Source organism: Bradyrhizobium sp. 170 (genome assembly GCF_023101085.1).
Classification (GTDB): domain Bacteria; phylum Pseudomonadota; class Alphaproteobacteria; order Rhizobiales; family Xanthobacteraceae; genus Bradyrhizobium.
In genome coordinates this window covers 1,212,676-1,223,105 of sequence record NZ_CP064703.1, presented here as the reverse complement: position 1 = coordinate 1,223,105, position 10,430 = coordinate 1,212,676, and the positions used below count along the sequence as shown (strand labels likewise).

The window sequence follows — 10,430 nt, the reverse complement described above, 5'->3', positions numbered from 1 at the left end:
GGATGGATCAATTCGAAGTCGTGGTGTCGAAGGCCGAGGCGCTCACGCCGCGCATTCGCGAATTCGTGCTTGCGCGCGCTAACGGCGCCCCGATGCCGGGCTGGGCCGCGGGCGCGCATATCGACGTCCATCTGCCCGATGTCGGCCGACGCTCCTATTCGCTGATCGAGACGATTTCGCCGCGCGCGGCCGCCGAACATCCGACTGCCTATCGCATCGCCGTGCTGCAGGAAAACAAGAGCCGCGGCGGCTCCAGCTTTATGCACGGTCTCAAGACCGGCGATCGCCTGACGATCTCGCCGCCGGCGAACAATTTTCCGCTCCAAGCGGGCGCGGGCGAAGTCGCGCTGGTCGCAGGCGGCATCGGCGTGACGCCGCTGCTTACGATGGCCTGCGAATTGAGCGCGGCAAAGCGGCCATTCTCGTTCTATTACGCCGGCCGCAGCCGCAGCGAACTCCCTTTTCTCGGCGACATCGAGCGGCTGGCCAGCGCTAGCGCGACCATCCACGCCGACGACGAGGCCGGCCGCTTCTTCGATCTAGAGGGCCTGATGAGCCGGCTGGCGCCCGACGTACCGCTTTATCTCTGCGGACCGCTGCCGATGATCGAGGCCGCGATCGCGCTGGCCAGGCAGATGAACTGGCCGCAGGGACAGCTGCATTTCGAAATCTTCACCGCGCCCGAGGAGAAATCCGGCGATACCAGTTTCGAGGTCGAACTCAAGGGCAGCGGCCGCGTCTATGAAATTCCCGCCGGCAAGACCATTCTCGATGTGCTGCTCGAGGCCGGCGAGGACCCGATACATGACTGCAAGCGCGGCGATTGCGGGATCTGCCAGACGACTGTCATCGAGGGCATTCCCGATCATCGCGATTACATCCTGAGCGAAAGCGAGAAGGCATCGAACAAGGTGATGCAGATCTGCATTTCGCGCGCGAAAACCAAAAGACTTGTGCTCGACCTGTGAAGGAGGAACGCATGACCCGATATGCCGGCAACGCCGAGGCGCTTCGCGCGCTGGTCCGCGAGCAGGAAGTTCACCGCGACGTCTATGTGAGCGAAGAGGTGTTCCAGCTCGAAATGGAGCATATGTTCCCGAACAGCTGGGTCTATGTCGGTCACGACAGCCAGGTCCCCAATCCCGGCGATTATTTCGGCACCACGATCGGCACGCAGCCGGTCCTGCTCGTGCGCCACACCGATGGCAAGGTGCACGTGTTGCACAACCGTTGTCCCCACAAAGGCACGCGCATCACGTCCGAGACCTGCGGCAACACCGGAAAATTCTTCCGCTGCCCCTACCACGCCTGGAGCTTCAAGACCGACGGCTCGCTGCTCGCAATCCCCTTGAAGAAGGGCTACGAGAACACCGGCTTCGAACAGAGCCACGCCGCGCCCGGAATGGCGCCGGTGCGCCATGTCCGCAACTACCGCGGCTTTGTGTTCGCCAAGATCAACGACGGCGGCCTCGACTTCGAGGAGTTCTTCGGCGAAAGCCTGTCGAGCTTCGACAACATGGTCGACCGTTCGCCGGCCGGCCAGCTCAAGGTCGCCGGCGGCGTGCTGCGCTACATGCACAATTGCAATTGGAAGATGCTGGTCGAAAACCAGACCGACACCTGTCATCCGATGGTGGCGCACGAATCCTCGGCCGGGACCGTGGTCGAAGTCTGGAAGAAGGCGCCGCCCGGCACCAGGAAGCCGATGGCGGTCGAGATCATCGCTCCCTTCATGAGCCCGTACGAGTTCTTCGAGAACATGGGCATCCGGATCTGGGACAACGGCCACGGCCACACCGGCGTGCATCATTCGATCCATTCCGACTATTCGGCGGTGCCTGGCTATTTCGAGAAGATGAAAGCCGCCTATGGCGAGGAACGCGCCAAGGCGATCCTGGACGAAAACAGACATAACACGGTCTATTTCCCCAACATCATGATCAAAGGTCCAATCCAGCTGTTGCGGCACTTCAAGCCGATCGCGGCCAACAAGACGCTGGTGGAATCCTGGACCTTCCAGCTCGTCGATGCGCCGGACATGTTGCTCGAGCGCACGCTGATGTACAACCGCCTCATCAATGCGCCGACTTCCATCGTCGGCCATGACGACCTCGAAATGTATGAGCGGGCGCAGGAAGGCCTGCACTCGAACGGCAACGAGTGGGTGAACCTCCAGCGCCTCTACAGCCCCGACGAAGCCGAACAGACCAACGTGGCGGTCAACGGGACCAGCGAGTGGCCGATGCGCCATCAGTTCCGGGCCTGGAGCAAGTTCATGACGGTGGGGATGTGACATGAGCATGCTCGCCGAGGCTCCCCTCAAGAATGCGGTTCCTACGGACCAGGAATTGATCGACTTCGTCGTCCGCGAGGCGCGGCTGATCGACCAGCAGCGTTTCGACGAATGGCTCGATATGTACGCCGACGACGCCTTCTACTGGATGCCGCTGGAATGGAATCAAACCGATCCGCGGCTGACCTGCTCGCTGATGTACGAGGACAAGCTGTTGCTCTCGATCCGGGTCGAACGGCTCAAGGGCGCGCGGACTTTTAGCCAGAAGCCGAAGAGCCGCTGTCATCACGTGCTGCAGACGCCGCAGGTCGATTCGCGCGACACCGCTGCCAACAGCTATGTCACCTGGACGGCGATGCATTATGTGGAGACGCGCCTGGAAGAGCAGACACTCTATGCGGCCTGGGCGACGCATCATCTGAGCGTCGAGAACGGCAGGCTGAAGATCAAGCTCAAGCGCGTCGACCTGATCAATTGCGATGCTGCCTTCGGCAACATCCAGCTCTTTATGTGACGGAGAATGAGCGTGGTCCACCACACGGCGATCGTGAGCGGCGGCAATACCGGCATCGGCGCGGCGATCGCCCGCGGCCTCCTGGCCGAGGGCTATGACGTGATCTCGCTGTCGCGGCGCAAGCCCGACTGGAGCCATCCAAAACTCTCCTCGCGCGAGGTCGACCTGCTCGATGCGACGGCGACGCGGCAGGCCGCGGACGAGATCGCTGCAAAGGTCGCGATCACGCATGTCGTGCACAATGCCGGCGCGATCCGCGCCAAGCCGCTGGAAGAGGTCGCTGACGAGGACGTCGGCGCATTGGCGCAGCTGCATTTCGGCGCCGCGATTGCGCTGGCGCAGGCGGCGCTGCCGGGCATGAAGCAGGCCCGCTTCGGCCGTATCGTGCTGCTGTCGTCCCGCGCCGCGCTGGGAGCCGCCACGCGCACGGTCTATTCGGCGACCAAGGCCGGCATCATCGGCATGGCGCGGACCTGGGCGCTGGAGCTTGCCCCCTTTGGCATTACCGTCAATGTCGTCGCACCCGGCCCGATCGGAGATACCGAGATGTTCGAGAGCGTGATGTCGCCGGAATCCGAACGCGCGAAAAAGCTGGCGCAGTCGATTCCGCTCGGCCGCCTCGGCAAATCCGCCGACGTCGCGCGCGCAGTCAGTTTCTTCAGTTCACCGGATGCCGACTTCATCACCGGACAGACGCTTTATGTCTGCGGCGGAGCCAGCATCGGATCGATTTCCATCTAGCCCGGTGAGATCACAGCCATGGATGCCACAGTCAAACGAAAGCCCAGATCAGCGAAGGGCGCGCGCGGGCAAGCGTTGCGGCCGGTCGAGCCGGCGCACGAATCCGACGGCGCGCATCTGGAATTGCGCATCTGGCTGCGGCTGCTCTCCTGCGCCACCCGGATCGAGAAGGCGCTGAACGCCCGGCTGCGCAAGGAGTTCAACACCACGCTGGCCCGCTTCGACCTGTTGGCGCAGCTCACGCGCAAGCCTGAAGGCGCGACCATGTCTGAAGTTTCCCAACTTCTGATGGTTTCGAACGGCGCGATCACCGCGCTGGTGCAGAAGCTGGAGGCCGATGGCTTCATCCATCGCGAGGTCGATTCCGAGGACCGCCGCACTTTTCGTCTGCGGCTGTCGCAGGAGGGTGCCAGGGAATTCGGCCGGATGGCGCGCCGGCATGAGGAATGGGTGATTGCCCTGATCGGCGAACTGTCGCCCGTCGCGCAGTCGGATCTGCTGCAGCATCTGACGCTGCTGAAGCGGCGCCTCGACAAGCATACCTGACCCAGACGCTAGGCCGCATCACCGCAACACAAGCAATCGCGCAGTCAGTTCCGGACTCATTTGAGTCTTTGCTCGAAGAACGCCAGGATCTCGTCGCGGGCCGCGATCGTCGGCTGGCCCGCTTCGTCGATCAGGTGCGCGGTAACGACACTGTGCGGGGTCGTGACGTGGCGCGCGAAGAACGGCGCAAGATCGGTGTTCGCCGCGCTGTCCGGAAGCACCCGCCCGATAAAGCGATCACCGAGCGCGCCCCTATAGGCCGCGAAGCGTTGCGCCATGCAGAACTTGTCGCCCGCGAAGCGATAGGCCATGACAGTCAGATCTTCCCGCTCGAGCCGTTCGCGGACGGCCTTGACTTCGTCGGGTGCGATTTCAATGCCTGCCGGATTGTTCAACGGCAGCGATGGCTGCGAGAGCACCGGTGCCAGCATCGACGGCTCGAGCATCATGGTCAACGCAAAATTTCCCGTAAAACACATGCCGATGGCGCCGACGCCGGGGCCGCCGCACTCGCCATGCGCAAACCGCGCCAGCGAGCGGAGCCACTTTGTTACGGGGCTGGACTCGTTTGAGGCCAGGGCGCGAAACTCGGCGCTTACGCAGGCGCGCTGAAAGATCGTGGCGCCCTCCTCCGCGCCTGGAACGGCGCCGTCGCGGCCGAACAGCGACGGCATATAGACGGTGAAGCCGGCGTCGCGAACCCAACGGGCAAACCGCGCGACATGCGGACTGATGCCCGGCATCTCCGTCATCACGATGACGGCAGGCCCTGTGCCCGCCACGTAGACGACCTTGCTGACGCCATCGAGCGTGATGTCGCGGCGCGTAAAATCCTCAAGCGGATCGTCCTGCTTCATGGACCGTTTTGGCATCGGCGCAATTCCTTGTTGGTCGATGGATACCCGGACGAGGGCCGCAGCGCAGCGGCCGGAGATGCCTGCGGCCAAGGCTCTCCGGGCGATGTCTCCACAGATATCATTGCGATTTCGAGGCCGGCCGGCTAGTGTCAAAATTGACATTAATCGGGTATTTTTTGACATGACCAAAGTCGCGGTTCTCGAGATCGAGGGGTGCATGGCCTCGAGCGCGGCCATCACCCACGACGTGATGGCAACGGCCAACCGGATCAGCGCTGTGAAGCGCGTTCCGCCCTTCAAGGTTACGACGGTGCGTTGCGGATCCCGCCGTAACAATGTCGACCTGCGCGGAATCGAACTCGTCATCGTCCCCGGTCTTGGAACGCCGACGGCGGAGGCACTCGACGCGAAGTTGAAGGGCCCGGCGTGCCGGCGTGCGGGCGACATGCTGAGGCGAGCGCACGGACGCGGTGCCATGCTGGCCGCGTCCTGCGCGAGCACTTTTCTGCTGGCTGAGACGGGCTTGCTCGACGGCCGGCGGGCGACCACGACATGGTGGTTCGCGCCGTTGTTCCGGCGGCGCTATCCCGCCGTCGAACTGCTGACAGAGCAGATGGTCGTTGCCGATTGGCCGATCGCAACCGGTGGCGCGGCCATGGCGCAGATGGACCTGATGCTCGCGGTCGTCGGCCGGTTCGCTGGACCAAGCCTGGCGAAGGCCTGCGCCAACTATCTCCTGCTCGATGAACGGCGCTCGCAGGCGCCATTCATGGCGATCAACTATCTGGCGAGCCAGGATCCCAGGATTGCCACGGCCGAGAAATGGGTGCGCGACAACATCGCGCGCGACTTTGCGATAGAGGAACTGGCCGAAGCCGTCGCGCTGGCGCCACGGACATTTGCCCGGCGAGTCGCAGCGACATGCGGCGTTTCACCGATTCAGTTCGTGCAGCGGATCAGGCTGGAGACCGCGCGGTTGCTGCTTGAGACCACGCGCCTGTCGGTCGACGAGATCGCGCGGCGGGTCGGTTATGCGGAGCCTTCCACGCTTCGCCGGCTGATCCGGCGCGATACGAAACATCCGCCCGGACATTTCCGTCCCACCGCTTGAGCGTCTCCTTCGCTCGCGATGCGCCAGCCTCAGTAGCCCAGCATGGCCTTCACCTCGAGATATTCTTCAAACCCGAACACCCCGAACTCACGCCCATTGCCGGACTGCTTGTAGCCCCCGAACGGAAGGCTGCGGTCGAAAGGAGCCCCGTTGAGATAGACGCGCCCCGCGCGGATGCGGTTGGCGACGGCGCGGGCACGGTCAATGTCCCTGGACTGCACGAAGCCCGCCAGTCCGAACGGCGTGTCATTGGCGATCTCGATCGCCTCGTCCTCTGTGTCATAGCTCATGATCGACAGCACGGGACCAAAAATCTCCTCACGCGCAATCTTCATTTGCGGCGTCACATCACCGAAGACGGTCGGGCGAACATAGTATCCACGGTTGACGTCGGATGGCCGCCCCGTTCCGCCAGCTACCAGCGTCGCGCCCTCATCAACGCCGGACTGGATGAGATCCTGCACTTTCTCAAACTGCGCCTGGCTGACCAGCGGGCCCATGGTGGACGCCGGATCGAGCGGGTCTCCCAGTCGAATCGTGCCGACAGCCTCGCGCGCTGCCGCGAATGCCGCATCCCGCTGCGCGCGAGGGATGAGCATGCGCGTGGGAGACTGGCAGTTTTGGCCGGCGTTTGTGTAACAGGCGTGAACGCCCTGGATCACGGCGGCTTTCAGGTCGGCATCGGCAAGGATGATGTTGGCGGATTTGCCGCCCAGTTCCTGCGCGACGCGCTTGACCGTATCTGCCGCAAGCTTGGCCACTCTTACACCAGCCGCCGTCGATCCAGTGAACGACACCATGTCGATCTCGGGGTGGGCGGCGATCGCCTCGCCCACCGTGGGTCCGTCGCCGTTGACGAGATTGAAGACGCCCGCCGGAATACCCGCGTCGTCGACGATCTCCGCAAACAACATCGCGCTGAGCGGCGCGATCTCGCTGGGTTTCAGGACGACGGTGCAGCCTGTGGCGAGCGCCGGCGCGACCTTGGAGGCAACCTGGTTCAGCGGCCAGTTCCACGGCGTGATCAGTCCGCAGACACCGATCGGCTCGCGGCGGACGATCCCGTTCCCCATCCGCTCCTCGAACTTGTAATTCGCAAGCACGCGCGCCGCTTCCTCGAAATGAAACAGCGCGACGGTTGCTTGACGCTCGGTCGCAAACGTGATCGGCGCGCCCATCTCCAAGGTCATCATCCGCGCCAGTTCCGGCAGACGCGCCCTAAAGCCCTCGATGATCCTCTGGAGCCAGCGCAGACGCTCCTCGACGCTCGTTACGGAATAGGTCGCGAAAGCGCGGCGCGCTGCCTTGGCGGCCTGGTCCACATCGGACTTCGAGCCGAGGCTGATCTGCGCGAATGTCTCCTCCGTCGCGGGGTTTACTATTCCAAGCGTTGATAGCGCGGCGGGATCTACCCAGGCGCCGTCGATATAGAATTTCAATTTTTCCATTGTTTCCCGTCCACGACGTTACACCGCGCTACCGTTTGCGGCGTGTTTCTAGAGGTGCCTGCCCTCATCCACCGGCACCACAATTCCCGTCGAACTGGTCAGGTTGACGATGCAGGCGACCGCCGCCCTCGCGACATCGTCGGGCGTAGTGACGTGGGCGAGCGGCAGTCTCTCCGCGGTTTTCTGAAGCTGCTCGCGGGTCCGGCCGGCGACAAAATCCGTGTCCACGCCGGCTGGCGAGACGGAGAACACGCGGATTTTCGGCGCAAGCACTTTTGCAAGCGCGATCGTGAGCGCGTCGAGGCCCGCCTTTGCAGCCAGATAAGCCAGGCTGCTGCCCAAGCCCGTGCGCGCCGCAATCGACGAAATGTTCACGATGGCAGCGCCACTGCCGCGTTCCAGCAGCGGACGGAAGGCACGAACCATGGCGAATGGACCGCGCAGATTGAGCGAAACGGTGCGGTCGAAGATATCGTCCGTCAATCCGTCGAAATCATTAGCGGGTACTGGGGTCGTGGCGCCTCCGCAGTTGACCAGCACATCGAGCCGCCCGTGCAGCTGGTCCACGGCCGTCGCGGCCTCAGAGATGGAAGACGGATCGTCGATCGCGATGCGCATCGCGAGATGCCCGTGGCCTTGCAAGGCCCCGACCACCTCTTCGGCCTGCGCGCGGCGACTATTGTAGCCGACCACGACAGCGGAACCCATGGCGGCAAGGCGCGCCGCCGTCGCCTTGCCGATGCCACTGTTGCCGCCCGTAACGAGCGCAACTTTCGGAATCGACAGCGCAGGAATTTCAATACCAGTCATTCTTTCAGCGGCCTCACATCGCGATCTTTGCGGCCTCGATCACGGGACGCCATTTGGCGCGTTCGCCGTCGATGAACGCCTTGAGGTCATCAGGAGAGCCGCCAACGCCTTGCAGCGAGTTTTGTTCGAGGATGGTCTTGCCCTTGTCGCTCTTCAGGAAAGCGTTCACCGCGTTGTTCACCTTGCTCACGATGTCCTGCGGCGTACCGGTAGGAGCTACGATCGCGTACCACGCGGTCGCCTCGAAACCCTTGAATCCCGCTTCCTGCACGGTCGGCACATCGGGCAGTTGCGCGACGCGCTGGCTCGTCGTCACGGCAAGCGCGCGGACCTTGCCGGTAGCCACCAGCGGCAGATAGGTCGGCATGAAATCCATGGCGACATTGACCTGTCCGCCCAGCAGGTCCGTGATCAGCGGCGCCGAGCCGCGATAAGGCACATGCGTCATCTCCACGCCGGCAAACTGCTGGATCAGCGCCGAGGTAATGTGTCCGAGCGTGCCGTTGCCGGGATGGCCGACATTGACCTTGCCCGGATTCTGTTTGGCATAGGCGATCAGGTCGGGAAGCGTCTTCGCCGGAAAGTCGGATGTCGCCGTGATGATCAATGGAGACTTGGCGACAAGCACGACCGGCGTGAAATCCCGCTCGGAATCGTAAGCCAGGCCCTTGTACATGAACTTGTTGAGCGCGATCGGCGCCGGCGTTCCGAACAGCCACGTATGGCCGTCGGCTGCCGCCTTGGCGACCGCCGTCCCGCCGAGATTGCCGCCCGCGCCCGCACGGTTTTCGACGATGAACTGCTTACCGAAATCTTCGCTCAGCGCGTGCGCAACGGCGCGCGCCAGCGTGTCAACGGCAGCGCCGGCCGGGAACGGCACCACCATGGTGACCGGCCGGTTCGGCCACTCCTGCGCGACGGCGTGGTGACATGGCGCAACGGCAAGTGCGAGGCCGAGCAGGCCGAAACAGAGCACGCGCATGCTTCCTCCGAGTTATGTGCGGGGCTCGCGTTGGAGCCGGCGCTTATTCTGCAGCAAACTTGTCCAGGCCCTTGCGGCCCAGCCATTTGGATAGTTCGTCGGCAACGGCTTCGTTATTGAGATCCGCAAAAGCGATGTGCGTGTTGCCGCGCAGGCCCGCATCGGGAAGCAGCAGGACCTCGCAATCGCCGCCGTGACGATTGACGATATCGCAGAAGGTGCGCGCCACCTTGACCGAGGCGGCCCAGATCGGACGCGTGTCGGTGTAGTCGCCGAACACCATCTGGATCGGAAACTTTGTCAGCTTCTTGAACTCGGCCAGCGGCACGGCATTGGGACCGTACGGCGCATCCGGCTTGGGCTCGGGCCCCTCGCCCTCCGGGAAAACGAAGCCCGGGGTTTCGTAGGCAACGATGCCCTTCATGTTGTCGCTCTTTGCCTTCAGCGCCGACAACAGCGCGCGCCAGCCGCCCGCGGAATTGGTGACGGCAATGACGGGGCCGATCTTGTCGATGGCCTGGCCGCCGGCCTCCGCCTGCAGCAATGCATTCTCGAGGGTATCGAACTCGTCGTAACGGGCGCGCGTCGCCTGGTTCCAGGCTTCCTTGTCGGCCGTCGGAAACTGCAGGCCCGGATGCCAGTTGAGATAGGTCAGGCCGAAACGCCAGGCGGCAAAGTTGCGCTGATCGAAATAATCAGGCGTGTAGGTGATCGGCTCGCAGCTCCAGTTCGCGCGGCCGACGCGCGGGCCGTCCCACAGGTAAACGGGATATCCCTTGCGCAGGAAAATGCTCTTGTAACCTTCGCCGCCGTCCCAGCGGTTTTCCCACACCTTGGTGCTGGAGCTGTGCCACATGATCAGGCCGACGCTGCGCCTTTTCGCGGGGATGAAGTATTCGACGTAGCCATGGTCGCAGGAGAGAGTTTGGCTGGGGTCGCCGGACTTGGCGACGACCTTGCCGCCAACCTCATACGCGCCCGTCGACTCCAGGATGATCGGCGGCTTCGTCGGCTTGCGCCCCTCTTCGGCGAAGGCTGCATTGCCAAGTCCGGCAAGCAACAATGCCGCGGCAAACGGCTGCAACTGCTTCCAGCCTTTCAAATGGCTTCTACCGCAATTCATTATCA

General features: G+C 63.4%; 11 protein-coding genes. 6 read left to right on the top strand and 5 right to left on the bottom strand.

The window, feature by feature from the left end:
• The first annotated feature begins 2 nt into the window (after nt 1-2).
• Genes IVB05_RS05880 through IVB05_RS05860 form a run of 5 tightly spaced genes read left to right on the top strand, consistent with a single transcriptional unit; the run spans nt 3 to nt 4,094 of the window.
• Nucleotides 3-968, top strand: coding sequence for a PDR/VanB family oxidoreductase (locus IVB05_RS05880; RefSeq protein WP_247783483.1), 966 nt, complete (start codon nt 3-5; stop codon nt 966-968).
• An 11-nt stretch (nt 969-979) separates the two neighbouring features.
• On the top strand, nt 980-2,293 hold the full coding sequence (locus IVB05_RS05875) for an aromatic ring-hydroxylating dioxygenase subunit alpha (protein ID WP_247783482.1): 1,314 nt from the start codon (nt 980-982) through the stop codon (nt 2,291-2,293).
• A gap of 1 nt (nt 2,294) precedes the next feature.
• A complete protein-coding gene (locus IVB05_RS05870; protein ID WP_247783481.1) occupies nt 2,295-2,807 on the top strand; it encodes an aromatic-ring-hydroxylating dioxygenase subunit beta in 513 nt (170 codons plus the stop codon).
• 6 nt (nt 2,808-2,813) lie between these two features.
• Nucleotides 2,814-3,548: an SDR family oxidoreductase gene (locus IVB05_RS05865; RefSeq protein WP_247783480.1), complete on the top strand. Its 735-nt coding sequence runs from the start codon at nt 2,814-2,816 to the stop codon at nt 3,546-3,548.
• 18 nt (nt 3,549-3,566) lie between these two features.
• The gene (locus IVB05_RS05860; protein ID WP_247783479.1) at nt 3,567-4,094 is read left to right on the top strand and encodes a MarR family transcriptional regulator; all 528 of its coding nucleotides are present in this window, start codon (nt 3,567-3,569) and stop codon (nt 4,092-4,094) included.
• A gap of 56 nt (nt 4,095-4,150) precedes the next feature.
• On the opposite strand, the gene IVB05_RS05855 is transcribed toward IVB05_RS05860, so the two are convergent.
• The gene (locus tag IVB05_RS05855) at nt 4,151-4,966 is read right to left on the bottom strand and encodes a dienelactone hydrolase family protein (RefSeq protein WP_247783478.1); all 816 of its coding nucleotides are present in this window, start codon (nt 4,964-4,966) and stop codon (nt 4,151-4,153) included.
• 166 nt (nt 4,967-5,132) lie between these two features.
• Between IVB05_RS05855 and IVB05_RS05850 the strand changes: the two genes are divergently transcribed.
• The gene (locus IVB05_RS05850) at nt 5,133-6,062 is read left to right on the top strand and encodes a helix-turn-helix domain-containing protein (RefSeq protein WP_247783477.1); all 930 of its coding nucleotides are present in this window, start codon (nt 5,133-5,135) and stop codon (nt 6,060-6,062) included.
• Between the two features lie 29 nt (nt 6,063-6,091).
• Here IVB05_RS05850 and IVB05_RS05845 read toward each other — a convergent pair whose 3' ends face one another.
• Genes IVB05_RS05845 through IVB05_RS05830 form a run of 4 tightly spaced genes read right to left on the bottom strand, consistent with a single transcriptional unit; the run spans nt 6,092 to nt 10,425 of the window.
• Complete coding sequence (locus IVB05_RS05845) at nt 6,092-7,510, bottom strand: aldehyde dehydrogenase family protein (protein WP_247783476.1); 1,419 nt, start codon at nt 7,508-7,510, stop codon at nt 6,092-6,094.
• 48 nt (nt 7,511-7,558) lie between these two features.
• Nucleotides 7,559-8,320, bottom strand: coding sequence for an SDR family oxidoreductase (locus tag IVB05_RS05840; protein ID WP_247783475.1), 762 nt, complete (start codon nt 8,318-8,320; stop codon nt 7,559-7,561).
• Nucleotides 8,321-8,333: 13 nt separating this feature from the next.
• Nucleotides 8,334-9,302, bottom strand: coding sequence for a tripartite tricarboxylate transporter substrate binding protein (locus tag IVB05_RS05835; RefSeq protein WP_247783474.1), 969 nt, complete (start codon nt 9,300-9,302; stop codon nt 8,334-8,336).
• Nucleotides 9,303-9,345: 43 nt separating this feature from the next.
• Nucleotides 9,346-10,425: an alpha/beta fold hydrolase gene (locus IVB05_RS05830; protein WP_247783473.1), complete on the bottom strand. Its 1,080-nt coding sequence runs from the start codon at nt 10,423-10,425 to the stop codon at nt 9,346-9,348.
• Between the last annotated feature and the right edge of the window lie 5 nt (nt 10,426-10,430).

Excerpts from the sequence above, each read along its gene's own strand:
- IVB05_RS05845 (WP_247783476.1), bottom strand. The coding sequence starts at position 7,510 with ATGGAAAAATTGAAATTCTATATCGACGGCGCCTGGGTAGATCCCGCC.
- IVB05_RS05880 (WP_247783483.1), top strand. The coding sequence starts at position 3 with ATGGATCAATTCGAAGTCGTGGTGTCGAAGGCCGAGGCGCTCACGCCG.
- IVB05_RS05860 (WP_247783479.1), top strand. The coding sequence starts at position 3,567 with ATGGATGCCACAGTCAAACGAAAGCCCAGATCAGCGAAGGGCGCGCGC.
- IVB05_RS05850 (WP_247783477.1), top strand. The coding sequence starts at position 5,133 with ATGACCAAAGTCGCGGTTCTCGAGATCGAGGGGTGCATGGCCTCGAGC.
- IVB05_RS05875 (WP_247783482.1), top strand. The coding sequence starts at position 980 with ATGACCCGATATGCCGGCAACGCCGAGGCGCTTCGCGCGCTGGTCCGC.
- IVB05_RS05865 (WP_247783480.1), top strand. The coding sequence starts at position 2,814 with ATGAGCGTGGTCCACCACACGGCGATCGTGAGCGGCGGCAATACCGGC.
- IVB05_RS05830 (WP_247783473.1), bottom strand. The coding sequence starts at position 10,425 with ATGAATTGCGGTAGAAGCCATTTGAAAGGCTGGAAGCAGTTGCAGCCG.
- IVB05_RS05840 (WP_247783475.1), bottom strand. The coding sequence starts at position 8,320 with ATGACTGGTATTGAAATTCCTGCGCTGTCGATTCCGAAAGTTGCGCTC.
- IVB05_RS05855 (WP_247783478.1), bottom strand. The coding sequence starts at position 4,966 with ATGCCAAAACGGTCCATGAAGCAGGACGATCCGCTTGAGGATTTTACG.
- IVB05_RS05870 (WP_247783481.1), top strand. The coding sequence starts at position 2,295 with ATGAGCATGCTCGCCGAGGCTCCCCTCAAGAATGCGGTTCCTACGGAC.
- IVB05_RS05835 (WP_247783474.1), bottom strand. The coding sequence starts at position 9,302 with ATGCGCGTGCTCTGTTTCGGCCTGCTCGGCCTCGCACTTGCCGTTGCG.